Genomic DNA, 25,931 nt, shown 5'->3' with positions numbered 1-25,931 from the left:
TCGTCAGTAGGCCCTGCTGCCCGCCCCGTTCAGAAGTTCGTCGAGGAACAGGGCGGGCAGTTCGATGTCGCCGACCTGCGCCGAGGCGGGCAGGTCGGTCCGCAGGACGCGGAGGATCCCGACCACGCCGGGACCCGCGTCCAGCAGCGGCCTGGTCCAGCCCAGACCGGCGCAGGTCGCGACGGCGGGCAGCAGCAGATTGGTGGCCTCGCCCACCCAGCCCGACGCGGCCAGGCATTCCGCGAGCAGTACCGCGGCGTCCAATTGGGCGCGCGGACGGTGCTTCTGCAGGGTGTGGTCGTACAGCGCGCGGGCGCGGCGCACCGCTCGGTCATCGGAGCCGGGCCGGTGTTCGGCCAGCAGCGCGCGGATCGCGGCGAGTTCCTCGGCCTCGGCGGTGAGCAAGGCGCCGCCGGTCAGCCGATGCGCCGCCTGCAACGGCGTGGATTCGCTGAGATCGGTGTACCGGCGTTCCCCCGGCTCCAGCGGCAGGCCCAGGCGGAGCCGTTCGGCTCGGATGTGCGCGGCCAACCGGGCCAGGCGGTTGTCGGCGGCGATGCGCGCGCCCTCGTCCAGCCGCGTGGCCGCGGTGAGCAGGTCTCCGCCGACCGCCTTGACCCGGGCGCCGACGACGAAAGTGGAGATCAGGAAGTCCACCGGCCCGACCCTGGTGACCAGCTCGTGACTCTCGTCGAGCAGCCGGTCGGCGGTTTCCAGATCGCCCCGGCGATAGCTCATCTCGCCGAGCAGCGCGGCGGCGACGCGCACCGCGTGCGAGCGTGGTCCGGAGCGCTCGCGCGCGGAGTCCCACGCCTGCTGGAAGCAACGCGTGGCGGTGGCGACGTCGAGTTGCTCGTAGGCGGCCGCGCCCTGGCCGCAGCGGCCGAACACCAGGCCGAGCGGATCCTTCGAGCGCTGGTGGTACTCCTCGGCCCACTCCTGCATATTCCTCGCGCCCTCGAAGTCGAACCCGCACAGGCGCACGAAGGTGGTCAGGTTCGCCGCGGTCGAGACGGTCCACGCCGGGAGGTCATCCGGCTCCCGCAGGCAGTCGGCGACCCGGTCCAGCACGCCTTCGGTGCGGTCGCGCGCGATCTGGTCCGAAGCGGCCAGCACCGCCGCCTGGCAGCGCTGCACGCGCACGTCGGCGTCGCTCGTGGAACCGCGGGCGAGGATGTTGGACAGCCTGCCGAGGGCGTTGCGCGCCGCGCCGGACTGCTGCAGGTTGACGTTCGCCCTGGCCACCGCCATCAGCAATTTGGAGCGCGACGCCACCTGCTGCATCGGCAGTTTCGACACGCTGCCCAGCAGGGTGGCCAGCCGGGAACCGTCGATGAGGTCCATGCCGCCGCCCTCGAGCAGGTCCAGCGCCATCTTCAGGTCGGTCGCGGCCAGTGCGTGGTCGACCGATTTGCGCAGCAGCTGGTGTTCGGCGTACCAGCGCGAAGCCTTGCGGTGCAGCGACTTCACCTTGCCCGGGTGGACGCGCTCGAGCCGGGTCCGCAGATGTTCGGCGAACAGCGGCTGCATCCGGAACCACTCCGGGTCGTGCTCGATGCGCCGCAGGAACAACTCGCGCTGCTCGGCCTGTTCGAGCAGCTGTTCGGCGTCCGACTCCTCGGACAGTGCAGCGGCGAGCGAGCCGCACACCCGCTCGGTCACCGCGATCGACATCAGGAACTCGAGCATCCTCGGTTCCAAGGTGTCGAGCACGTTCTCGGCGAGGTATTCGCGGATACCGTGGTTGCCCTCGGAGAGGGTGGCGATCAGCTGGGCCGGGTCGGCATTGCCACGCAGCGACAGTCCGACCAGCTGGATGGCCGCGGGCCAGCCGTCGGTGGCGGTGTGGATTTCGGTGACCTGCTCGGGAGTGAGGTCGAATCCGTTGCGCTCCACCAGGATCTGCCTGGTCTCCGCTTCGGTGAGGCGCAACGCGGCCGAGCCGATCTCGACCAGCTCGTCGTACACGCGCATGCGGCTGGTCGGCAGACCGGACTGCTCTCGGCTGGTCACGACGAAACGCAGGTGGTGGCAGCCGTTGTCGAGCAGGGCTTCCATCGCCCGATGCGCCCCCGCGTCGGTGATCCGCTGCCAGTCCTCGACGATCACCACGACCGTCTTGCCCGCCGTGTGGATCTCATCGATGAGGGTGGGGATCACGAACGCGGCGGCGTCGGCCGGCCGCTCCTCCAGCACCTGTTCCAGGCCCGCGCCGACGTCCGGGTGCACCCGGCGAATGGCCTGGATGAGGTGGGCCAGCAGCCAGATCTCGTTGTCGTCGTCGCGGTCGATCCCGATCCAGGCGACGGCGGCATCGCCTTCGGTGAGTGCGGCGCGCCACTGCGCGGCCAGCGTGCTCTTGCCGAATCCGGCGGGCGCGTGGATCACCGCGAGCCTGCGCCGACCGCCCCCGCGCAGGATGTCCAGCAGACGCGGCCGGGGTATCGGGTCCCGGGTGGGCGTGGGGGGACGGAATTTGGTCACGGCGGTCGGCGGTGTCGTCGTCGCGGACGCGGGATGCTGCGAGACGGCGGGGCGCAGCGTCAACGGCCAGCTGCGCCGGGCGGTGACCGCGGGACGCGAGCCGGTCCAGGCGACGGTCGGTTCGCCGATCGCGGTCGGCGCCGCCGCTTCCACCTCCGGCGTGGTGTCCAGCAGCGCCATCTCGTCCGGCAGCTGGTCATGGCTGCGCTGCACCGCGCGCAGCATCTCGCCGAACTCGTAGGCACTGGCCGGGCGATCCCGCGGACTGGGCGCCATCGCGTGTTCGATGACGGTGGCCACGTCCGGTGGAATGTCCTGTTCCCGTAGGTCGGGTATCGGCTGGGTGGTGATCCGCAGGAACTGCGCGACCACCCGCTCGCCCGCCTGCCGCTCGAAGGCCGCGTGCCCGGTGAGCAGGGCGAACAGCGTCGAGCCGAGGCCGTAGACGTCGGAGCGGATGGTCGGCTCGTCGCCTTTGAGCACCTCCGGCGCGGTGAACGCGGGCGAACCGGTGATCATGCTGCTCGAGGTGCGGAACCCGCCGGGAATGCGGGCGATGCCGAAATCCGTCAGCTGCGGCTCGCCGTAGCCGCTGAGCAGGACGTTGGCCGGTTTCACGTCGCGGTGCAGGATGCGGGCGCGGTGCGCGCTCTCGATGGCGCCCGCCAGCTTGACACCGGCGCGCAGCGAGTCCGCCCAAGTCAACGGGCCTTGATCGCGGATCAGCTTCTCCAGCGACCCATGGGTGCAGTACGGCATGACGATCAGCGGCATGCCGGTCGCCGTCACGTCCACCTGGAGGATGTCGACGATGTTCGGGTGACCGGACAGCCTGCCCATCGCCTGTTCCTCGCGTAGGAACCGCTCTCGGCTCTCCTCATCGATCTCCGAGGGCAGCACCTTTACCGCGACCACGCGATCCAAGGCGGTCTGGACGCAGCGGTAGACCACGCCGAACCCGCCGCGACCGATCTCCACCGCTCCGGACAGGCCCATCGCCTCCAGTTCGTCGGCGATGTCGATGGGCGTCTGCCGCTGCGTCTTCGTCTCGGCCGCAGTCGATTCGGGGCGCACCCGGCCCGAACGCGTCTGTGGATTCATGTGATCACCTCGAACTCACATCGAATCGGCGACATCGGCGACCAACTCCGCGCCGACACCCGGACGCCGTGTCCGATATGTCTGCGCATATTCCAACGTAGCGCGGTGCGGTATCACGCGGGTGACGTTTCCGGACAGGACAGGTGTGTCTCCAATCCGCGTGTTTCGCGCCGCGCAGCAGTGGGGATCGAGGGTCTGCACAGACGTCGCCTCGGCTCATGACCACACCGCCACATCGGGTCCACCACAACGGTTACCCCACGAGAATCGGGTCAAGCAGGCGTCGTGATAAGTTGCTTCTGCACGGAGTTTTCTTCTTTCGAGAAGCCTGTTTACATCGGCAGAAGTTGGACGTGGAGGAATTCGGTGTCAACGCCTGATCCCGACGAGGATTCCGCGGCACGCGGCCTACGACCGGACGCGGGTTCGGTCTATCGGCGCTACCTGAGCGCGGTCATGCTGCACGGACAAGCCGGCGCGCGGGCGGTCGACCTGGGCGCCACCGACCTCTACGCGCTCAACATCCTCGAACTGGCCGGACCGATGACGCCGGGCGAGCTCGGCGCACGCAGCGGACTGACGACCGGCCCGACCACGCGGCTGATCGATCGTCTGGAGGACGCCGGTTACGTCCGCCGCGCGCCGGTCCCGGGCGACCGGCGCAAGGTGATCGTCGAATTGATCGGCAAACCCGCCGATCTCGACGAGGTCCTCGCCCCCGCGCGGCAGCGCATCGGCGAGATCATCCGCGGCTACCCACCCGAACAGCGCGAGGTGCTGTTCGACTACTTCACCAGGGCGGCCGCCGCGTACCAGGCGGCCGCCGAGGAGTTGCGTCCCGCGGACTAGGCGATGGCCAGGGCGATGACCTGGGTGACCTGACGGCTGTCGAAGTTGTCGTCGCTGACCAGGACGAGGGTCCGTTCGCCGGAAGGCAGGCGAGGACCCCAGGTCATGCCCTCCACGTTGTCGACGGCCGAGAGCCCGACGTCGTCGAGGTCGATCAGCAGCCGCTTGCTCGCGGGGCGCGCGGCGCCGATCGGGGCGTCGAGGATGTTGGTCGCCGCACTCAGGTCCGCCTCGTAGACGCGGATCTTGTTGGGCGTGCCCGGCGAGTAGGACCGTTCCAGCACAAGGAGTTTCGTGGGATCCAGCGGATCGGCGGCGAGGATGGACGCGATCCCGGTCTCACCGCGGCCGGGCTCGGGCCGCGATTCGGCGAAGACCGGTTCCACCGGATACGCGTACTGGGCCAGCAGCGGACCCGATCGAGCCTGGATGGTGATGCGCGTGAGCGCTCCGCTGGTCGTGGTCGCCGCGGGGCCGTCGGGCAGGAGCGGCCCCTCCATCGAGGTCGCGAACAACGCGCCGGCGGCGAGGAAGGTCGCCCCCTCCAGCGTCGCGTTCCGCCGGGGGCCGGTGTCGGGGCGCATCCGTTCGTTGTCCGGGATCGGCAGCTCGCCGGCGTAGGAGCCGTCCGGGTGCGTGATCCGCACGGACGGGTCGTCCAGCACCATGCCGGTCCGCTCACCTTCTTGCGTCCAGTAGTAGTCGCCGGTCCACGGGTCCACCCGGATCTCTTCCGGGTCCACCGACATCGGTGGGTAGACAGCGCCCGTCGCGGTCGGCAACGGTCGCGTCCCGGTGAGCGTCACCGGTCCGACACCGCCTTCGCCGACCTCGATGCGCGCGGTGTAGTACCGCGCCGGGTTCTTGCTCGACCGGTCGTCGCTGATCAGCACGTATTCACCGGTGCGCGGCGAGTAGTCGATTCCGGAGAGGCCACCGACGACGGTGCCCTCGAAATCCGAGTTCGACGCGATCGTCTGCTCGCCGAGCAAGCGCACCGAGGGCGCCGTCACCGGGTCGGCGGCCGCGACCGGGCCCGAAGCGAGCGCGAGGGCGCAACCGGCGATCAGAACATGGCGACTATGTCTCGGCACGGCTGCCAACCTATCCGGCCGAACGGACGCGAAGGTGAACGGGCCGGAAAACGGCGGAAGCCCGCCACCACGAAACGTGGTGGCGGGCTTCGCCGTTGCCTTCCGGCGCGAGACTACTTACGCAGCGAGGCCGGGACCTCGAAGCGCTCGCCGTAGGTCTTGGCGAGGTAGTCGGCACGCTCCACGAAAGCCTCCTGGCCACCCGGGTAACCGACGATGAACTGGTGCACACCACCGGTCCACGCCGGGAAGCCGATGCCGAAGATCGAGCCGATGTTGGCGTCGGCGGTGGAGGTGAGCACGCCCTCGTCGAAGCACTTCTGGGTCTCGATCGCCTCCGCGAACAGCATGCGGTCGATCAGATCCTGCAGCGGCACACCGAAGTCCGCCGTGGTCTTGAAGTGCTCACGCAGGCCCGGCCACAGACCGGTGCGCTTGCCGTTCTCGTCGTACTCGTAGAAGCCCGCCTTCTCCAGGCGGCCCGGACGGCCCTCCGACACCATGTAGTCGATGACGTCCTGCGCCGGGTGCCGCTTGACGCCCAGGGTGGTGTCGCCCGCCTCGGCGGCTTCCAGGGTTTCCTTGGCGATCTTCTGCATGAGCTTCATGTTCAGCTCGTCCGACAGCTGCAGCGGCGCGGCCGGGTAGCCCGCCTGCAGACCGGCCTGCTCGATGGTGGCGGGCTCGATGCCCTCCTTGAGCATGGCGATCGCCTCGTTGACGAAGGTGCCGATCACGCGGGAGGTGAAGAAGCCGCGGCTGTCGTTGACGACGATCGGGGTCTTCTTGATCGCGAGGGTGTAGTCGAACACCCGGGCCAGCGCCTCGTCCGAGGTCTTCTCACCCTTGATGATCTCCACCAGCGGCATCTTGTCGACCGGCGAGAAGAAGTGGATGCCGATGAAGTCCTCCTGGCGCTTCACGCCGGTCGCCAGACCGGTGATCGGCAGCGTGGAGGTGTTCGAGCCGAGCAGCGCGTCGGGGGTGACGATGTCCTCGATCTCCTGGAACACCTTGTGCTTCAGCTCGGTGTTCTCGAAGACGGCCTCGATGACGAAGTCGACGCCGGCGAAGTCGGCCGCGTCCGCGGTCGGCTTGATCCGGTCCAGCAGCGCCTTGGACTTCTCCTCGGTGGTCTTGCCCCGGGACAGTGCCTTGGCCTCGATCTTCTCGGAGTAGTTCTTGCCGCGCTCGGCCGCCTCGATGGAGACGTCCTTCAGCACGACCTCGTAGCCCGCCTTGGCCGAGACGTAGGCGATGCCCGCGCCCATCATGCCCGCGCCGAGCACGCCGACCTTCTTGATCTCCTTCTTCGGCACGTCCTTCGGACGCGAACCGCCGTTGTTGATCGTCTGCAGGTCGAAGAAGAACGCCTGGATCATGTTCTTCGCGACCGGGCCGGTGAGCAGGTGCACGAAGTAGCGGGACTCGATCAGCGACGCGTTGTCGATGTCGACCTGCGACCCCTCGACCGCGGCGGACATGATCGCGCGCGGCGCGGGCATGTTCGCACCCTTGATCTGCTTGCGCAGGTTCGCCGGGAACGCGGGCAGGTTCGCCGCGAAGGCGGGCGAGGACGGGGTGCCGCCGGGGATCTTGAAGCCCTTCTTGTCCCAGGGCTGCACACCGGCTTCGGGGTTGGCCTTGATCCACGCCTTGGCCGCGGGGACCAGTTCCTCGATCGAACCGACGAGCTCGTCGATCAGGCCGATCTCCTTGGCCTTGGCCGGCTTGTTGCGCTGGCCCTGCAGCAGCACCTGCATCAGGGCGTTCTGCAGGCCCAGCATGCGCACGGTGCGGATGATGCCGCCGCCCGCGGGCAGCAGGCCGAGGGTGGCCTCCGGCAGACCGATCTGCGAACCCGGCACGTCCGCGGCGATGCGGTGGTGGGTGGCCAGCGCGATCTCCAGGCCGCCGCCGAGCGCGGCGCCGTTGATGGCCGCGACGACCGGCTTGCCCAGCTGCTCCAGGCGACGCAGGGCGCTCTTGATCTCGGTGAGCTCCTCCATCAGCGCCTGGGCGTCGTCCGGGCCGACCTTCATCATGTTCTTCAGGTCGCCGCCCGCGAAGAAGGTTTTCTTCGCGGAGGTCAGCACGACACCGGTGATGGTGTCCTTCTCCGCCTCGAGCCGGTCGACGGTGGCGGTCATCGACTTCTTGTACAGCTCGTTCATCGTGTTGGCGCCCTGGTTCGGGTCGTCCATCGTCAGCACGACGATGCCGTCCGAATCCTGCTCCCAACCGATCATGTTGGTTTCGCTCACAGCTCTGTGTCTCCTAAGTGAATTGGCGGCGTTCGCGGCCCTACGTGGTTACGCAGGCTGCCGCCTCCGGGCCTGACGCTCACGCCGCGTGAATTCTCAGCTGTCGGTTGGGGCTCAGACCCGCTCGATGATGGTGGCCACGCCCATGCCGCCGCCGATGCACAGCGTGATCAGCGCGTAGCGGCCGTTGCGACGCTCCAGCTCGTCGACCATGGTGCCGGTGATCATCGCGCCGGTCGCGCCCAGCGGGTGGCCCATCGCGATCGCGCCGCCGTTGACGTTCAGCTTCTCGTCCGGGACGTTCAGGTCCTTCTGGAACTTCAGCACCACGGAGGCGAACGCCTCGTTGATCTCGACCAGGTCGATGTCGTCGAGGGTCAGCCCCGCCTTGGCCAGCACCTTCTTGGCGGCCGGGGTCGGACCGGTGAGCATGATGGTGGAGTCGGCACCGCTGGTGGCGGTCGCGACGACGCGCGCACGCGGGGTGAGGCCGGAAGCCTTGCCCGCCTCTTCCGAGCCCACGAGCACGAGCGCCGCGCCGTCGACGATGCCCGAGCTGTTGCCGCCGTGGTGCACGTGGTTGATCTTCTCCACGAAGTGGAACTTCTGCAGCGCCACCGCGTCGAAGCCACCCATCTCACCGATCACGGCGAAGGACGGCTGCAGCTTGGCCAGGTCCTCGGCGGTGGTGCCGGGGCGCATGTGCTCGTCCTTGTCCAGCACGACGATGCCGTTCTGGTCCTTGACCGGGACGATCGACTTGGCGAAGTACCCGCCGGTGGTGGCCTTGGCGGCCAGCTCCTGCGAGCGCACCGCGTAGGCGTCGACATCGTCGCGGCTGAAGCCCTCGATGGTGGCGATCAGGTCGGCGGAGACGCCCTGCGGGACGAAGTAGGTGTCGTAGTTGGTGGCCGGGTCGAGCGCCCAAGCGCCGCCGTCGGAGCCCATCGGCACGCGCGACATGGACTCGACGCCACCGGCGATGACCAGGTCGTCGAAGCCGGAACGGACCTTCTGGGCAGCGAGGTTGACCGCCTCGAGGCCGGAGGCGCAGAAGCGGTTGAGCTGGAAGCCGCCGACGGTGTCGGGCAGGCCGGCCACGGTGACCGCGGTACGGGCGATATCCGCGCCCTGGTCGCCGACCGGCGCGACCACGCCGAGGATCAGGTCGGAGATCCGGTCCTCGTCGAGGTTCGGGAAGCGGCCGCGCAGCTCCTGGATCAGACCAACAGTCAGGTCGATCGGCTTGACCGAGTGCAGCGAGCCGTTCTTCTTGCCACGGCCGCGCGGAGTGCGGATGGCCTCGTAAATGTAGGCCTCTGTGGTCATGGAGTGTTCCTTCCTCAATGTGCTGCGGCCGGACGTATGTCCGTCCGAGCGCGGGTGTGCGGCGACACCGCGGGTGCGGCGTGGCTGCGGCTGACCTCGCCGACCGGCCTTGCGGCCGACCGTTCCTAACGCTGTACAAAACCAGGCAGGCGACAGCGGACGCACGACCCGGTCGCCCGTACGCCTGGGCATACCATAGAACGTCGGCGTACCGAAGCTCCCGGCTACCCGTCCATACTACCGTGGAGTGCGAACTCCGGTTAACTTAACGTCGTGAGAACGGTGGTTGTCAACCATCCAACCGTGTGGCACCCAGCTCACTCTTCAGCAATTCGATGGCGACCTCGTCCGGGTCGCGCCGGTCGCCGGGAGCCACCGGATCGGCCGCGGCGGCCATCATCTCCTGCTCCTCCTCCGGTGTCGAGGCCGGGACGACCCCGTCCCGGTCCCAGCCGCGCTCGGCCGGGGCGTCGTTCGCGCTCGGCCCGGCGTCGTGCGAGGGATAGTCCGCGGGGCCCGGGTCGTCGGGCAGGTCCGGGTAGTCGGGCGGCGGGATGTCGTCGTCCGCGGGATACGGACGCGGGTCCGCGCCGCCCGCGCGTGGACGTCCCGCGCTGCCCGCCTTGTCGGCGCTCGCGTTCCTCGCCTGGCTCGGGCGGGAGAACCGCGGCGGGGCAGTGGCGCCCGAAGCGCGTCCTGCAGCGTTGCCGGATTCACGTCCCGGCTGATTGCCCGCCTGCCCGCGGGTGCGGTTGCCCGCTCCGCCCGCCCGTGGCGCCGCCGCGGGCCGTGGCGCCGCGCCGCCGGCTTCCCAGCGCACCTCGTGGTCGCGTCCGAGCACCGCCCGCACCGCCGACCGCACCGCTTCCAGATTCCGCGGATCGGACAGGCGCTGGGCCAACGGCGCGTGCTGATGCGCGAAGACGATGACCTCGCCCTCCACCCGGGCGACCGACGCGCCGGCGAGCATCGCCTGCACGGCCGCGCCGAACTCCCGCACCTTGGCACGAATGTCCGTCCAAGCGGCTTCCACTTCGCGCAGCAGATCGTCGCTCGATACCGAGGAAGAACCGGCGGCGGGCTCCGGCGAGGATGTCTGCGCGTCCCGCGCCTCCTGACCGACGGCAGGACGTCGCGCGGCAGCCGAATCGGCGGCCCCTCGCTCCTGGCCGACAGCGGATTCCCGCGCGGCACTCGATTCCCCGACCCCGCGCTCACGTCCGACAGCAGAATCTCGCGCGGCACCCGAGTCCGCAGCCGCGCGGCCGACAGCAGAGTCCCGGTTATCGCGCGAGTCCCCGGCCCCGCGATCGGGCTCGACAGCAGAACCCCGCGCGGCACTCGAGTCCGCAGCACCGCGGCCGACAGCAGAGTCCCGGTTATCGCCCGAGTCCCCGGCCCCGCGATCGGGCTCGACAGCAGAACCCCGCGCGACAGCCGAATCCGCAGCCCCGCGAGCGGGTCCGACAGCAGGACCCCGAGCAACAGCCGAAGTCGCAGCCCCGCGATCCTGGCCCGCAGCCGAGTCCCGCGCATCGCTCGAACCCCCGGCCCCACGCTCACGGCCGACAGCAGACTCCCGCGCAGTAGCCGGGTCCGTACCCCCCTGCTCGGGTCCCACAGCAGATTGCCGCGCGCCACTCGAGTCCGCGACTCCACGATCGCGATCGACGGCCGGATCGGCGCCGGGCAACACCGCGTGCGCGCCCGAAGGCCGAGAATTCGCCGCCTGCTCGGCCGGAACACGCCCGTGCGCTGACGCGACATCGTAAATACTTTGTGCGGCAGCGGGTTCGGAAGAAACGCGTCCCGCTCCGACGCCTCCACCCCGCACGGCGTCGCCAGCCGACCCGGATACGCCGGGCGTGGACCCGGACGTGTCGTCCGTCCCGATGTTCGGAGCACTCGTCGCTACGCTCGCGCTCGGCCCTCCCCCCGGCATCGTCCCCACAGAGCGACTGCCGGGCACAGCGGCGGAATCCGGTTCGGCTACCGGCGCAGACGGATCCGTGCCGCGTCCCGCAGGCGAAGCCATCGAGTCCCGGGACGACGCACCACCGGCGGGCCACGGCCGACGCTCCCCACTCGCGGATTCCCCACCGCCACGCGGCCCAGCGGTGGAGCCTGCCGCACCGGAAGACGGATCCGCTCCCGCACCGCTGCCTGCCTGCGGGCGCTCAACGATTCCGGCGTCATCGGACGCGCCTCGGGCGGGCGCCGCCCCCTCCCCGCCACCGGTCTGCGCCGAATCTCCTGCGGAAGCACCACCACCTGCGTCGGCAGCCGAGCGACCACCTCCGCGATTCTCCCGCATCGCGGCCAGCGCCTCGGCACCTCGGCGACGGGGCGGCCCGGCCGCGGCCGCGGGGGTGGAAGCAGGCGGCGCGGACGCGGCGGGAGCGGAACCGAGGGACCCACCGGCCAGGCCGCGCTCCAGCCGTTCCAACCGCTGCAACGTGGCGGATTCCGCGTCGGACACCGAAGGCAGCAGCATGCGCGCGCAGACCACTTCGAGCAGCAGCCGCGGCGCCGTGGCGCCGCGCATCTCCCCCAGCCCCTCGTGCAGCAGCTCGGCGTAACGGGTGAGGGTGGCCGAGCCCAAACGCGCCGCCTGGTCGCGCATCCGATCGAGCACGTCACCGGGGCCGGTGACCAGACCGCGTTCGGTGGCGTCGGGCACCGCCCGCAAAAGGATCAGGTCGCGGAAACGATCGAGCAGGTCGACGGCGAAACGCCGTGGGTCGTGGCCCGCCTCCATCACCCGGTCGACGGTGCCGAACAGCGCGGCGCCGTCGTCGGCGGCCAGCGCCTCGACCGCGTCATCGATCAGCGCCACGTCGGTGACGCCGAGCAGCGAGACCGCGCGGGCGTAGGTGACGCCCTCGGGGCCCGCGCCCGCCAGCAGCTGGTCGAGCACGCTGAGGCTGTCGCGCGGCGAACCGCCGCCCGCGCGAATCACCAAGGGGTACACCGCTTCTTCGACCTGCACATGCTCCTGCTCGCAGATCCGCCCGAGCAGTCCGCGCATCGTGGCGGGAGGCAGCAGCCGGAAGGGGTAGTGATGCGTACGCGACCGGATGGTGGGCAGCACCTTGTCCGGCTCCGTGGTCGCGAAGATGAAGATCAGGTGCGCGGGCGGCTCCTCGACGATCTTGAGCAGCGCGTTGAACCCGGCGGTGGTCACCATGTGCGCCTCGTCGACGATGAAGACCCGGTACCTGGACTCGGCGGGCGCGTAGAAGGCGCGGTCACGCAGTTCCCTGGTGTCGTCGACGCCGCCGTGGCTCGCGGCGTCGAGTTCGATGACGTCCAGATTGCCCGGACCGCCGGGCCCCAGCGCCACACAGGACGGGCAGGTGCCGCAGGGCGTCGAGGTGGGCCCCTCCGCGCAGTTCAGCGAGCGGGCGAGGATGCGCGCGGACGACGTCTTCCCGCAGCCGCGCGGACCGGAGAACAGATAGGCATGACTGATCCGCCCCGTGTCGAGCGCGGTACTCAGCGGGTCGGTGACGTGCTCCTGACCCACCACCTCAGCGAACGTTGCCGGTCGGTACTTCCGGTACAGAGCCACGGCCAGAGGTTACCGGCGACCGCCGACAAAGGACATTCCCGCCTGCGGCCCCGGGAGGTGACCCAGACGAGCCGAATGATGTGATTCACATCACAACATGCGTATCGCCTTCTTCGGAGGCCGACCGGTACGTACGCGACAGCAACCTCAGAGCTATCGCTCATGCTGCACGAGCGAAGTCCGACTTGCCCACCGAAGCGTCCCGTCCGCGCCGGAAAATATGGACTCCTACCCCGATTTACCACGACTTTTTGGAAATAACGAAACCGTCACCATGGGTGACAGCGACGCAATCCGCTGGCTAACGTGGCACTCGGCAACTTCGGTAGCCAAACCTTCATCAGGTTGGTGACCCCGGCCGGTCCCTCATCCCGACCGGGGCACAACCTACCGAACTGAGCCCACGGGTGACCAGCGCCAATCCCCACTTCCACCGGAGGACCGTCCACCGTGTCGTGTGACGACATCGCCGCCGCCTGGCTGTCCAGCACCGATTTCGCAGGCGACCGCTCCGCCGTCGCCCTCTTGAGCCGCGCCATCAGCCCCCAGGAGTTCGCGATCAAGCGCGACTCGCTGCCGGTGACCGCGGCCGCCGATCCGACCACCGCGGCGGCCATCCTCGAACTCCTCGAACGCGGCCAGGTGCCCACCATGGCCGCGATCCGCACCCTCACCGCGCAGAACGAGATGCGCCGCGAGGCCGAGCGCATCGAACGCCTCGGCCGCCGCGCCCAGCGCAGCATCGACGACTTCGGCCGGGTGCTCGCCAAACTGGCTGACGCGCACTGGACCGCGCACGGCTACGGCCCCACCCGTCGCGACGTGCTGTGCACCGAGCAGATCATGACGTTGATCCGCACTCGCGTCGGCAATATAGCGCCGTCGGCGGTCAAACACCTCTGGCTGATCGAGCGGGCCCAGCGCGCGGGGTGGATCGCCTCCAACGCCAATCCCCGTTCCTTGTGCGCCGCCCGGCGTTTCTACGCCGCCCAGTACGGCAACCGGGTCTCGTTGCGCCCCGTGAACACCATCGGCACCGCGATCGCGACCTATCTGGCGGATTACCAGGCCGAGCACGGCCGCCCGCCGCGCTGGTCGGTGGTCGCGCAAGAACTGCGCGACGACCGCGGGCGCAGGATCTTCCACAACACCGCCGATGCCCGCGCCCAGCAGCTCTGGTTGACCACCGCGGAGTGGGTGGAGATGCGCGACGACCTCCCCGTGCCCGGGCGACGCGGGTTGCGCGCCATGCGTAGATCTCGCGGCTGAAACGGAGTGGACCGTGCGGGCTCGACACCATAGGTTAACAGCGTTACTCTAACGCCGTTAACCAAGCGAGCGGAGCCGCGATGCTGACCCGGATAGCCCGATTCATCACCCGATCTCCGCGCGCGGTGCTGGCCGCGGCCCTGGTCATCGCCATTTTGTGCGGCGTTTTCGGCGCCACCGCGCCCGCGCACCTGAAGTCCGGCGGGTTCACGTCGAACGAGGCCGAGTCCGCCCGCGTCGCCGAGCTGATCGCCGACAACTTCGCCGGCGCAGCGCCCAATTTTGTCCTGCTGGTCGGCTCGGCCGCGGGGGCGGACGACCCGGCCACCAAGGCGGCGGGCATCGAGCTGGCCGATGCGCTGAAGAATCGCGGTGACGTGCAGGGCGTCCAGTCCTACTGGACCACCCCGCAGCCGCTGGCGAACGCGTTGCGCAGCACCGATGGCAAGAGCGCCCTTGTCGTCGCCTACATCGACGGCGACGAGACGCAGGTCCAGAAGACCGCGAGCGAATTGGAGCGGCAGTTCGCGGGCGTCTCCAACGGCATCACGGTCCGCCAAGGCGGCATCGCCGCGATCTACCACGACGTCACCGAGCAGACCACCCGCGACCTCACCCTGGCCGAGGGCGTCGCGGTGCCGTTGTCGATGATCGTGCTGGTTCTGGTGTTCGGCAGCCTGGTGGCCGCGGCCCTCCCGCTGACCATCGGCGTGTTCGCCATCCTGGCGACGCTGGCGCTGCTGCGCCTGTGCACGCTGTTCACCGACGTCTCGATCTACGCGCTGAACATGACGACGGCGATGGGTCTGGCGCTGGCCATCGACTCCAGTTTGTTCATCGTCAGCCGCTTCCGGGAGGAACTGGCGCGCGGCCTGGATCCGGCCGCCGCCACCATCCGGTCCGTGCAGACCGCGGGGCGCACCGTGTTGTTCTCCGCGCTCACCGTCGCGCTGTCGCTGGCCGTGCTCAGCGTGTTCGACCTGTACTTCCTGAAAAGTTTCGCCTACGCGGGTGTCGCGGTCGTCGCCGCTGCGGCGGCCGCGTCGATCGTGGTGCTGCCCGCCGCGCTGGTCCTGCTCGGGCACCGGGTGAACTCCCTCGACCTGCGAGCTCCGTTGCGCCGCCTGTTCCGGCGCGACGCGCCCGCACCGGGCCCGCACGCGCCCGAGGACAGCGGTTGGTACCGGTTGGCCGGCGTGGTGATGCGGCACGCGGCTCCGGTCGCGATCGTGATCATCGCGCTGCTGCTGGCGCTCGGCGCACCGTTCCTGTCGGTGAAATTCGGTTATCCCGACGACCGGGTGCTGCCCGAGACCGCGTCCAGCCGCCAGGTAGGCGACGCCATGCGCACCCAGTTCCCCCAGGCCGACCCGGTCGCCAGCACCACCATCGTGCTGGACGGCTATCACGGCGACACCGCGGCGCTCGGCGGATACGCCGCCGAACTGTCCAAGGTGGAGGGCGTGCCCGCCGTCCTCTCCGCCGCCGGGATCTACGTGACGGGCGCGCGAGTCGCACCGGCGCCGCCCGGGATGAGCAACGACACCGGCACCTACCTGAGTGTCGCGACGAAGCTCGATCCGTTCTCACCCGCCGGTGACCGTCAGCTGAACGCGATCCGGGCGATCCCGGCGCCGGGCGAGGCGCTCTTCGGTGGCGCGGCGGCGGCCAACGCCGACTCGCTGCACGCGCTGGCCGCCCGGCTTCCGCTCGCGGCCGCCCTGATCGCCCTCACCACGTTCATCGTGTTGTTCCTGTTCACCGGCAGCGTCGTACTGCCGATCAAAGCGCTCGTGCTGAACACGCTGTCGCTGGCCGCCGCCTTCGGCGCGATGGTCTGGGTGTTCCAGGAAGGTCACCTGTCCGGGCTGCTCGGTTTCACCCCGGTCGGCTACTTGGTGCCGACCATGCCGATCCTGATGTTCTGCCTGGCCTTCGGCCTGTCCATGGACTACGAGGTGTTCTTGCTGTCGCGGGTGCGCGAGGAGTGGCTGGCCACCCACGACAACACCCGCGCGGTGGCGGTCGGCCTGGCACGCACGGGCCGGATCTTCACCGCGGCCGCCGTGCTGATGGCCATCGTGCTCGGCGCGCTGGTGACCGCGAAGGTGTCGTTCATGCAGCTGCTCGGGCTCGGCCTCACGCTGACCGTGCTCGCCGACGCCACGATCATCCGCGGCCTGCTCGCGCCCGCGCTCATGCGCCTGCTCGGTCCGCTCAACTGGTGGGCGCCCGCGCCGCTGGCCCGCCTGCACGCCAAGATCGGGCTGACCGAGGGCGAGGAGGACGCCGCCGCCCGCCCGCTGGAAACCGCAGGGCGGGCATGATCGGTGGCAGACGCCCTCGCTCGCCGCGCGGCTCGGGAGCTCAGCTGCGCGAGGAGATCCTGCGGGCCACGGCCGACCTGCTCACCAGGACCGGGCACGCGGACGCCGTCTCGATCCGGGCGGTGAGCAAGCTGGTGGGCGTGAGCGCGCCGTCGATCTACCGGCACTTCGCCGACAAGGACGAACTCATCGAGGCCGTGGTCGCTCAGGTCTTCGAAGACCTGGCCGACGCGATGCGGGCGGCCACCGACCCCGCGGCCTCCCCGGTGACACAGTTGCACGAGCAAGGCATGGCCTACGTCCGCTTCGCCCTCGCGCATCCCGAGCAGTACCGGCTGGCGACCGCGCCCACCGAGACCGAAGGCGCGGTGGACCAGGTCCTCACCAGCGGGGCCTTCCAGCATTTCGCGGCCACGGTGCGCAAGTGCATGGACGACGGGACGATGGCACCGCGCGACCCGCGGCCGATCGTGCTGGAACTGTGGTCGGTCGCCCACGGCATCGCCTCCTTGCTGCTGGCCAAACCCTTCCTGCCCTGGGGCGACGCGGAAGCCGTCGCCTCGCGCGTGATGGGCGCGGCGTGCCTCGGCTACAGCGTGCTCGACCTGGTCGGCGCGGACCCGCCGACGCCGGGCACGGTCACCACGTGGCTGCGCCGGGTCAGGAAAGGCTCGTCCCCGGCCTGACCGCGCTCGAGCCGATCGGCTGTCGACCCGCTAGCGACCGTTCGGTAACTTCCTTCCAGCGCACGCGCGCGGAAGGAGTGCACCCGTGTCCCCAACCATCGATCCCGCGGCCACCGCCTGGCTGCTCGTCAGCACGGCCCTCGTCCTGCTCATGACCCCGGGCCTGGCCATTTTCTACGGCGGGATGGTGCGCTCGACCGGCGTGCTCAACATGTTGATGATGAACTTCATCGCGATCCCACTGGTAACCGTCACCTGGCTACTTCTCGGCTACAGTCTGGCGTTCGGCGCCGACGCGGGCGGCGGCCTGATCGGCGGCCTCGGTCACCTCGGCATGGCGGGCATCGACCCCGGCTCGGTGCGCGGCTCGGTACCCGAGTTGTTGTACGCGACGTTCCAGCTCACCTTCGCCGTCCTGACCGCCGCGCTGGTCAGCGGCGCCATCGCCGACCGCGCCAAGTTCTCCGCGTGGATGATCTTCGTGCCGCTGTGGGCGCTGGCGGTGTACGCGCCGATCGCCCACTGGGTGTGGGGCCCGGACGGTTGGCTCGCCTCGTTCGGCGCGCTGGATTACGCCGGCGGCCTGGTGGTGGAGATCGCCTCCGGCGCGTCCGCCCTGGCCCTCGCGCTGGTGCTCGGCCCGCGCATCGGGTTCCGCACCGACGCGATGCGACCGCACAATCTGCCCTTCGTGCTGCTCGGCGCGGGCCTGCTGTGGTTCGGCTGGTTCGGCTTCAACGCCGGTTCGGCGCTGGCGGCCAACGGCCTCGCCGCGGCCGTCTTCCTGAACACCCTGGTGGCAGGCTGCCTCGGCATGCTCGGCTGGCTCGCGGTGGAGCAGATCCGCGACGGCAGGCCCACCACCTTCGGCGCGGCGTCCGGCGTGGTGGCCGGACTGGTCGCCATCACTCCTTCCTGCGGGTCGGTCAACACCTTGGGCGCGCTGCTGGTCGGGCTCGCGGCGGGCGTGCTGTGCTCGTTCGCGGTGGGCTGGAAGTTCAAGGCGGGCTACGACGACTCCCTCGACGTGGTCGGCGTGCACTTCGTCGGCGGCATCGTCGGCACCGTGCTGATCGGTCTGCTCGCCACCGAGGTGATGACCGGCGGGGTCGAGGGCCTGCTGTTCGGCGGTGGGTTCACTCAGCTCGGCAAACAGCTGGTGGCGGTGCTCGTCGTCGCCGCCTACGCGTTCGGCGTCTCGTTCGCGCTCGGCAAGGGCATCGACCGGCTCATCGGATTCCGGGTCAGCAAGGAGGACGAGACCGCGGGTATCGACTTCGCCTTGCACGCCGAGACGGCGTACGCCGAAGGGGTGCACGGCCATACGCCGCGCCGCCTAGGCGAGGGTCACCTCGGGCGTCCGCACACCGATCGCCTGCTCGATGAGGATCGGGGCTGATCACCGCGACGGCGTCGGGGACAGTGCGCAAACCGATTCCGGTCGCTGTGACCAGCCAGGGGCGAGCTCAGCGAGACAAATCCGTCCTGCGGCGGCGTTTCAGCTCACCGAGCTCGCCGACGCGGTGAACGTATTGCATTGGGCCGCACGATTGTTGTCCAAACCCGTCTCGAACCACTGCCCGCCGTTCTCCGCCGAGCCGTGGTCGCGCATGTCCCCGGCCTGGTCGCCGCGCCCGTAGGCGTCCTTGCGGGCCAGAGTGAGCTGCGGATCGGTCAGCGAACCGCCCCTCGACGACGAGGACAGGTACATGCCGTCGAAGCAGTTGGCCTGCAACTCGACTCGCCGCGACAGTTCCAGTCCCTTGGAGCTGCGCGGTCCCACGTCGGCGCGCTCGCTGTTGGCCTTGCGCAGGATGCCGGACATGGCCTGCACGTGGTGGCCGTACTCATGCGCGAAGACCGACAGATAGACCACCCAGTTGTCCTTGAAGTAGTCGGTCTGCAACTGGCTGATCGGCATGTAGATGGTCTTGTTCGCCGGGCAGTAGAACGCGGCGAAATTGCTGGTCGAGCCGGTACACGGGGTGGTGATACCCGTCGTGGTCGCGCTGACGTTCAGCGACGGCGGCTGAAACGGCAGATTCGCCTTGCGCAGCACGGGTTTCCACGCCGTCTCCAGGCACGACGCGGCGCTCTCGAAGAACTTGCGGGCGGCGTCCACCTGAGTGCCCCACGGCGAGTAATCGCACCGCGCCGGAATCAGCGTCGCGCTCGGATCCGTGAGCAGCGGGTTGTTGGCGGTTTCCGACGGCCCGGACGCACCGTCGGGCTGGGCGTCGAACGTGAAGCTCGGCTGCGGACCGGACGCGTCGTTGTCGCCACGCCCGACCGAGATCGCGTTGCGCACCAGCCCCGCCGCGACCACGAACACGACGACGACCAGCAGCACCACCCATCCGCCGCCACCCCGTTTGCGGGGCGGCGGGTACGGCGGCCGCCCGGGCGGACCATAGGGCATGGGCGGTGGCACCGGCGGGCCGTAACCCGGTGGCGGGCCGTAGGCAGGCGGGGCATATCCCGGCGCGGGCCGGTACCCCGGAGGGGGACCATAACCGGGGGGCGGGCCATAACCCGGTCGCGGGCCGTAGGGCGCACCGTAGCCGGGCGGCGGGACCGGACGCCCTCCATGCGGGACCGGTCCGTGTCCGTACGGTGGTTGTGTCACGCCCCCGTACCCCCTCGTCTCAGTGATCGCCGACAGCCGCTGACGCAGAATAGCAAGCTGTCTAGAGTAGGCGACCATGCTGACTTTTCGGGGGGCCGCCCTAGGCGCGCTGCTTCTCGCCATCGCGGGAATGTTCGCGACGGCCCCGGTCACCCAGGCCCAGCCCGAGCCGGGCGGCGTGGCCATCACCGCCGATCTGAAGCTGAACCGCGAGGGCATCCTCGAAGTGGTCGAGCAGGTTTCGGTGCCGCCGGAGGGCTCCTTCCGGATGGTGCTTCCGCTGCGGCTGAAGGTGAGCGACGACGCCGAACGCGTCTTCCGGGTCTCCGATGTGGACACCGAGGGCGCGGGCACCGCGACGGTCGCCAACGACCAGTTCACCATCGAGGCCCGACCCGGCGTCTCCACCTTCCGGTACTCGGTGCAGAACACCGTGAGCGACGCGCCGGGCACCCAGGTGTTCCATTGGCTCGGGGTGCTCAACACCGACATCGCGTCCATCAGCGCCTCGCTGATCAGTCCGAGTTTCGAAATGGGCATCGTCGACTGCAAACTCGGTCCGCCCGGCAACACCCGGCCCTGCGCCGACGTCAAGATCGAAAGCGACGGCGTCCTGTTCCTGGAGCAGACCGACCTGCACAAGGGCGACGCGATCGACCTGACGCTGCAGTTGCCGCCCGGCACCGTGCCGAGCAACGCCGACGTGCGCGGTAGCGGTGACGCGGGCCCCTTCGCGATCACCGCCCCGGTGCTCGTCGCGTTCGGCGTCCTGCTGCTCGCACTGGCGGCGCTGGTCGCCTTCGTGCTGCGCGCCCGCCGCCAGGACGCGGCGGTGGGCGGCGGTTCGGAGACGATCGACCCGCTGCTGCGCGAGGGGGACCGCGTGCAGTTCACCTCACCCGACGGCGCACTGCCCGGCGAGGCCGGGCTGCTGCTGGACGGGCATGTCGATCCGGTCGACGTCGCCGCCACGGTGGTGGACCTCGCGGTGCGCCGGTATCTCCGGATCACGCCGCTCAGCGACAGCGACTGGCGGATCAGCCGGGTGAACACGCCGGACGATCAGCTGCGCGCCTACGAGACGGCCGTCTACGAGGCGCTGCTGCCGGACGGCGCCGACGCGGTGACATTGGGCGAGTTGCGCAGGCCGGGGCGCGTGGCCTCCGGTCCGGTGCGCGCCGCCATGGTGGCCGATGCCGTCGCGCGGGGGAACTTCCTCGATCGCCGTCGCCCCGGCCTGGCGATGTGGCTCGGCGGGGCGCTGGTGCTCGCGGGCATCGTGGCGACCGTAGCCCTCGCGCTCACTTCCGGGCATGCCTTGGTCGGTGTCGCCATCGCGCTCGGTGGCGTGGCCTGCCTGCTCGCGCCACAGTATCTGCCGGCCCGGACGTCGCGCGGGCTGGAACTCGCCCGGCAGATCCGCGCGCTCCAGCGCGGCCTGGAAAACACTCGGCGCGAACAGATCCCGCCGATCGATCAGGAGACCGTGTTCTCCCGCGCGCTGCCGTTCATGGTGCTCGGCGCACGCGCCGACAACTGGATCCGCGCCTTCCGCGACCTCGATCCGTCGGCCGACGCGCAACCCGGCCTCTATTGGTTCGGCGGCTTCGAACGCGACCGCAACCTGCAGCGCTTCGCCGGGCACTTCCCCTTCTTCATCACCGCGCTGGAAGGGCTTTTCGCCGTCGCAGGAGATCCGCATCGCTAGCGTCACAGACGAAAGGACGACCGGCCAGTGCGGCCGGTCGTCCTTTTCGTCGTAGTGCTCAGTCGATCGACGCGGTTCGCCGGACCGCCGCCAGCGGGTCGGCGTAGAGGACGCTCAGCGAGGTCACCACCGCGGCGTATTCCTGGACCTTGCCGCCGAATCCGCTGATCCGGATATCGGTGGGCGGCAGCGTCGAACCCTGGTTGAACGCGCGCGCCACATGCGCGACCGCGGGCCGGTAGCCGGTGAATGCCTGCCCCCCGAGGATCACCCGATCGGGGTTGAGCATGTCGCGCACCATCGCCACGGTGTGGCCGAGGATGGTGGCCCGTTCGGCGAGCAGCTCCCGCGCGGACTCCGAACCGGCTTCCGCGGCCCGGTGCAGGTCGGCGATGGTCGACCCCGCGGTGCCGTTGTGCGCCGGGATGATGCCGCGGCCGACGGCCCTGGAGTGCAGCGACCGATCGCCGACGGTCACCTCCAAGCAGCCACGCCGTCCGCAGGGGCATTCGACGTCCGAGCCGGTGGGTAGATGCGCGATCGATCCGGGGCCGTTGCTCGGCGTGTGCACCCGTCCGTCCAGAGTCACTGCCACACCGGCGGTTTCACGCACGTAGAAGTACAGGCTGCTGCCCCGCTCGACGCGGGCTTGGTCCTTGGGCTCGCCCGTGGGCAGCAACAGCTCGGAACCGGCCATCGCCTCCACGTGCGGCGCGACCGAGACGGGCAGCTCCAGTACCTCGGCGAGAACCGAACCCACCTGCGCGCCACGCCATTCCAACTTCGGGTGGTCGACGACGCCGGTGAGCGGGTCGACCCGGCCGCCGATCGCGACACCGGCCCACAGCGCCTTGCGCCGGTGCCACCGCTGCAGGAACGCCTTCGCGCTGCGGGCCACGGTGGTGGTGGCGAATTCCTGGCCGGTCTGCGGGGTGGCGATGGCCAAACCGCCGAGGATGCGGCCGCGCAGGTCGGCGGCGACGATCTTGGTGACCGCGGCGCCGATGTGGATGCCGATGGTCAGGTAGGCCTCGTGATCGATCTCGAACGGGACCCGGGGGCGTCCGACCGCACCCGAGGCCGTCAGGTCGGGGCGCTCCCGCAGCAGGCCGGCCGCGAGCAGAGCGGAGACCTGGCGATTGACCGTGGCGATGCTCAAACCCGTTGTGCGCGCGGCATTGTCACGGGAAACGGGACCACCGGTGGCGGCCCGCAGGACCGCGGCCGCGGGGTTGTCGGCGATGCGCAGTTCGGGAGCGACAACCGGACGCTGGACGCGGGCACGGCCGGTAACCCTGGAGACGGAACGTTCAAGGGTGGGAAGGGACATTGTGCAGATCCTTGCTGAAGTCCCGTAAATCAACGGGACGTGCCTACATGGGCGGCGAGGCAGCAAACGAGCCGGAAAACCGACTCAGCTGCAGCAAGAGAGGCGACACAGTTCGCGCGTCAACGGCAGCCGAAGACCCAGCGCGGCGGTCACGTAAGTGACGCGCAGGAGGTTCGATCGGCCGGCAGACATGTCATTTAAATTAACACCGATATCCATGACACACCAACCCTCGACGCGCCGTTGTGCGCACCCGCACATTGTTTCCCCAGGTCGCAAGCACACGAAAAGACCCCGTCCCGGCGGAGGTCCGCAGGGGCGGGGTCTTTTCACGCGGAAGCATTACTTCGGCGCGGCGAACGGCTGATTGACCGTCGTGAAGTACTGGATCGCCGCGCCGATCGCGACCGGAGCGGTGATCAGGATCTGCCCCGCGACAGTGCCGAGCGCGCCGACCGCCGCGATGCCGACGAGGCAGCCGACACCCGCCGCCGGGATGAACGGACCGAACAGGCCCGCGATGGTCCCCGCGGCGATGGTCGCGCCCGCGATGCCACCGAGCACGCAGCCGACCGCCGCGCCGCCGATGCCGCCGACGAGGGTGCCGATCGCGGCGCCCATGGTGATGGTGCTGGTCAGGCGCGTCCAGGCGGCGACTTCACGGTCGTATTCGCTCTTCCACGGCGCCTTGTCCTCGAACGGGAGCGCGACCGGCTTGTAGACCGCGTGCTCCCGGTCGAGCAGCGGCGTCAGCGTCGCGCTGCGGCCGGAGATCTGTGCGGCGATCGGGAATTCGAAGTCGTCCAGCTGAAACCGCAGCGGATGACCCGCGAGCACGGTACCGTTGGACGCCTTCACCTTGAACACGCCGTCCTCGACGACCAGCGATCCCGCGTCGGTTTCGATGATCGACTGGGTATCGGTCGCGTACGCGGTGAAATTGACCGCGTTTTCCACGCTTTCTTCCGCCGGTGCGGCGCCGGACGTACCCGCGGCCACTCCGGTCGCAATGGTGACCAGCGCCGCCACCACGGCGAGCTTCCTCATCCTCATGTCCTGCAATCCCTCATCTCAGGTGGAGCCTTCGAGGCAAAGCATCCGGGAGGAACTCCGGTGAAACGAGGAAAAAAAGCATGCAGATTTCAAATAGGCAACCGGCGAGTTACAGCTGCTGGACTACTTCGCTTTGGCCGCCGCTTTCGCCTGCTTCTTGAATTCCCTTACCTGCGCGAGGGATTCGGCGTCGGTGACGTCCGCGACCGAGCGGCGCGAGCCCTCGTCGCCGTAGGCGCCCGCCGCGGCCCGCCAGCCTTCCGGCCGGACGCCCCGCTGCTTGCCGAGCAGGGCCAGGAAGATCTTCGCCTTCTGCTCGCCATAGCCGGGCAGGTCCTTCAGGCGCCGCAGCACTTCGTTGCCGTCCGGGTCCCCCATGGTCCAGATGTTCTCCGCCTTGCCGTCGTAGTGCTCGATGACGTAGCGCGCCAGTTCCTGGGCACGCCGGGCCATGGACCGGCCGTAGCGGTGGATCGCGGGCGGCGTCGCGGCGAGTTCCTCGAACTCCTGCGGATCGGCCTCGGCGATGCGCTGGATGTCGAACCCGCCCATCCGGTCGGCGATCTTCTTCGGGCCGCGGAAGGCGTGCTCCATCGGGTACTGCTGGTCCAGGAGCATGCCGAGCAGCGTGGCGAAGTGGTCCTCGGTCAGTAGCCTGTCCGCCTCGGCGTCCTGCGCCAGGCACAGCGTGCGCGTCACTGTCCCGCCTCTCCGTAGATTCAGGCCGTACTGGTAGGTGCCGTGAGATCCGCGCTCCGGTCCTGCGTCGGTGCCACTGCTGTTCGAGCGTGCCCGACGAGTTACCCATGTACTCACGACAGCGCCCCGTTCATCAACCATAGTGACCCGCCTCACAGTGCCTACGCGCGGGTAGATGACCTGCCGCGTAGGCTCCAGGCCATGCCTCAGATGACGGCGACACCGACCAAGACGACGGCAACGGCCAGGGATGGACACGGGCCCATGAACACCTACGCATTGCGCCCCGATCGGTTCGACCGAGCAGGTCAAGACCAGCTGGTGGACGTGCGCGACCTCCAGGCCGCGCTGCCCGGCATCCGCCGCTTGCGCACCTGGGCGCACGAAGCGCTCGCGGTGCGGCCCGGTGAACACGCCGTGGACATCGGCTCCGGCACCGGCTCGGAGGTCATCACCTTCGCCGAGGCGGTGGGCCCGGACGGCAGCGCGGTCGGCGTCGAGCCGGACCCGCACCTGCTCGCCTCCGCCGAGCGCCGCGCCGCCCAGGCCGGCTCGACCGCCAAATTCCACTCCGGCGACGCCTACGGCGTGCCGTTCGGCGCGGACAGCTTCGACGCCGTCCTGTGCGAGCGCGTCTTCCAGCATCTGACCGCCCCCGCCCGCGCGGCCAACGAGATCGCGCGCGTGCTCCGCCCGGGCGGACGAGTCGTCGTGGTGGACAGCGATTGGGGCACCGCGATCATGCACCCCGGTGACCGGCAGGTCGTCCGCGAGGTGATCGACACCCTCGTGTCGGCGACCACCAATCCGCTGTCGGGTCGCAGGCTCCCCGGTCTGCTCACCAAGGCGGGGCTGGTGGTCGACGACATCGGCTCGCAGGCCCTGGTGCAGGATCGCAGCGTGGGCGCGGGCTCGCTGGTGACCAGGATCTCGGCGATGGCGGTAGCACGCGGCGCGATCACCGAGGCGCAACGTGAGCGACTGCTCGACGATCTGGAGCGGGCCGCGGCCACCGGCGACATCCATCTGTCGGTGACCATGTTCGCCGTCCTCGCGCACAAGCCGCACTGACCCGGCCGATGGCCGTCGACGTGCTGACCGACATCACGATCGACCGCTCCCGCGAGCTGGTCGCGGCGTACGCGGCCGATCCGGCGCACGCCCCGGCCTGGTACGCGCGCATCCACAGCGTCACCTGGGAGACCGAGCCGCCACTGCGCGCCGGTTCGCGGATGACCTTCGTCGCCCATTTCCTCGGCAACCGGCTGACCTACACCTACGAGGTGGTCGACTACGAGCCCGCCAGACGGTTGGTGATGCGCACCGCGCAGGGGCCGTTTCCGATGGAGACGACCTATACCTGGGCGGATACGCCGGAGGGCGGCACCCGCATGACGCTGCGCAACCGCGGCGAGCCGAGCGGCTTCGGGAAATTCGCCGCACCGCTGCTGGAGGCGGCGATCCGGCGGGCCAACCGCGGGGACCTGGCGCGGCTGAAGGAGCTGTTGGAAACCGGGTAGAGGCCGCCTTTCCCGGCCGGG

The 25,931-nt window shown here is 69.7% G+C and carries 17 protein-coding genes; 8 read left to right on the top strand and 9 right to left on the bottom strand.

Features of this window, described 5'->3' with window-relative positions; all coding sequences use genetic code 11:
- Positions 1-3: 3 nt before the first annotated feature.
- Complete coding sequence (locus QMG86_RS33140) at positions 4-3,585, bottom strand: serine/threonine-protein kinase (protein WP_281876838.1); 3,582 nt, start codon at positions 3,583-3,585, stop codon at positions 4-6.
- Between the two features lie 366 nt (positions 3,586-3,951).
- On the opposite strand from QMG86_RS33140, the gene QMG86_RS33135 reads away from it, so the two are divergent.
- Positions 3,952-4,434: a MarR family winged helix-turn-helix transcriptional regulator gene (locus tag QMG86_RS33135; RefSeq protein WP_281876837.1), complete on the top strand. Its 483-nt coding sequence runs from the start codon at positions 3,952-3,954 to the stop codon at positions 4,432-4,434.
- Here the strand turns inward: QMG86_RS33135 and QMG86_RS33130 are convergent.
- The 4 genes from QMG86_RS33130 to QMG86_RS33780 all read right to left on the bottom strand — a co-directional run bounded on the left by QMG86_RS33130 (position 4,431) and on the right by QMG86_RS33780 (position 12,692).
- Positions 4,431-5,528 (bottom strand): esterase-like activity of phytase family protein, encoded by a 1,098-nt coding sequence (locus tag QMG86_RS33130; protein ID WP_281876836.1) that lies wholly within the window; start codon positions 5,526-5,528, stop codon positions 4,431-4,433. The genes QMG86_RS33135 and QMG86_RS33130 overlap by 4 nt on opposite strands.
- Before the next feature lie 113 nt (positions 5,529-5,641).
- The gene (locus QMG86_RS33125; protein WP_281876835.1) at positions 5,642-7,792 is read right to left on the bottom strand and encodes a 3-hydroxyacyl-CoA dehydrogenase NAD-binding domain-containing protein; all 2,151 of its coding nucleotides are present in this window, start codon (positions 7,790-7,792) and stop codon (positions 5,642-5,644) included.
- A 114-nt stretch (positions 7,793-7,906) separates the two neighbouring features.
- The gene (locus QMG86_RS33120) at positions 7,907-9,121 is read right to left on the bottom strand and encodes an acetyl-CoA C-acetyltransferase (RefSeq protein ID WP_281876834.1); all 1,215 of its coding nucleotides are present in this window, start codon (positions 9,119-9,121) and stop codon (positions 7,907-7,909) included.
- Between the two features lie 289 nt (positions 9,122-9,410).
- Positions 9,411-12,692, bottom strand: a complete 3,282-nt coding sequence (locus QMG86_RS33780) for a DNA polymerase III subunit gamma and tau (RefSeq protein ID WP_434086140.1) — start codon at positions 12,690-12,692, stop codon at positions 9,411-9,413.
- A gap of 450 nt (positions 12,693-13,142) precedes the next feature.
- Here QMG86_RS33780 and QMG86_RS33110 point away from each other — a divergent pair, with 450 nt between their 5' ends.
- The 4 genes from QMG86_RS33110 to QMG86_RS33095 all read left to right on the top strand — a co-directional run bounded on the left by QMG86_RS33110 (position 13,143) and on the right by QMG86_RS33095 (position 18,373).
- Positions 13,143-13,961, top strand: coding sequence for a hypothetical protein (locus tag QMG86_RS33110; RefSeq protein ID WP_281876833.1), 819 nt, complete (start codon positions 13,143-13,145; stop codon positions 13,959-13,961).
- A gap of 80 nt (positions 13,962-14,041) precedes the next feature.
- Positions 14,042-16,288: an MMPL family transporter gene (locus QMG86_RS33105; protein ID WP_281876832.1), complete on the top strand. Its 2,247-nt coding sequence runs from the start codon at positions 14,042-14,044 to the stop codon at positions 16,286-16,288.
- Positions 16,285-16,974, top strand: a complete 690-nt coding sequence (locus QMG86_RS33100) for a TetR/AcrR family transcriptional regulator (RefSeq protein WP_281876831.1) — start codon at positions 16,285-16,287, stop codon at positions 16,972-16,974. The genes QMG86_RS33105 and QMG86_RS33100 overlap by 4 nt, the downstream gene beginning before the upstream one ends.
- A gap of 151 nt (positions 16,975-17,125) precedes the next feature.
- Positions 17,126-18,373 carry an ammonium transporter gene (locus tag QMG86_RS33095; protein WP_281881265.1) on the top strand — a complete coding sequence of 416 codons (1,248 nt, stop codon included), beginning with the start codon at positions 17,126-17,128 and terminating at the stop codon, positions 18,371-18,373.
- A 99-nt stretch (positions 18,374-18,472) separates the two neighbouring features.
- On the opposite strand, the gene QMG86_RS33090 is transcribed toward QMG86_RS33095, so the two are convergent.
- Entirely contained in the window at positions 18,473-19,393 is a 921-nt protein-coding gene (locus QMG86_RS33090) for a neutral zinc metallopeptidase (protein ID WP_281876830.1), read from the bottom strand.
- Positions 19,394-19,676: 283 nt separating this feature from the next.
- Between QMG86_RS33090 and QMG86_RS33085 the strand changes: the two genes are divergently transcribed.
- A complete protein-coding gene (locus QMG86_RS33085; protein ID WP_281876828.1) occupies positions 19,677-21,308 on the top strand; it encodes a DUF2207 family protein in 1,632 nt (543 codons plus the stop codon).
- A 58-nt stretch (positions 21,309-21,366) separates the two neighbouring features.
- Here QMG86_RS33085 and QMG86_RS33080 read toward each other — a convergent pair whose 3' ends face one another.
- From QMG86_RS33080 to QMG86_RS33070, 3 genes are all read right to left on the bottom strand, one after another.
- A complete protein-coding gene (locus QMG86_RS33080) occupies positions 21,367-22,638 on the bottom strand; it encodes an ROK family transcriptional regulator (RefSeq protein ID WP_281876826.1) in 1,272 nt (423 codons plus the stop codon).
- A 342-nt stretch (positions 22,639-22,980) separates the two neighbouring features.
- The gene (locus tag QMG86_RS33075; protein WP_281876824.1) at positions 22,981-23,691 is read right to left on the bottom strand and encodes a DUF8020 domain-containing protein; all 711 of its coding nucleotides are present in this window, start codon (positions 23,689-23,691) and stop codon (positions 22,981-22,983) included.
- 123 nt (positions 23,692-23,814) lie between these two features.
- Positions 23,815-24,390: an HhH-GPD-type base excision DNA repair protein gene (locus QMG86_RS33070; RefSeq protein WP_281876823.1), complete on the bottom strand. Its 576-nt coding sequence runs from the start codon at positions 24,388-24,390 to the stop codon at positions 23,815-23,817.
- A 264-nt stretch (positions 24,391-24,654) separates the two neighbouring features.
- Between QMG86_RS33070 and QMG86_RS33065 the strand changes: the two genes are divergently transcribed.
- Positions 24,655-25,461: a methyltransferase domain-containing protein gene (locus tag QMG86_RS33065; protein WP_281881264.1), complete on the top strand. Its 807-nt coding sequence runs from the start codon at positions 24,655-24,657 to the stop codon at positions 25,459-25,461.
- 8 nt (positions 25,462-25,469) lie between these two features.
- Positions 25,470-25,910, top strand: coding sequence for an SRPBCC family protein (locus tag QMG86_RS33060; protein ID WP_281876822.1), 441 nt, complete (start codon positions 25,470-25,472; stop codon positions 25,908-25,910).
- Positions 25,911-25,931: the final 21 nt, after the last annotated feature.

This window comes from Nocardia sputorum (assembly GCF_027924405.1).
GTDB classification, from domain to species: Bacteria; Actinomycetota; Actinomycetes; order Mycobacteriales; family Mycobacteriaceae; genus Nocardia; species Nocardia sputorum.
Note: the sequence above shows the minus strand (reverse complement) of the source record. Positions and strands in the feature narration are given on the sequence as shown.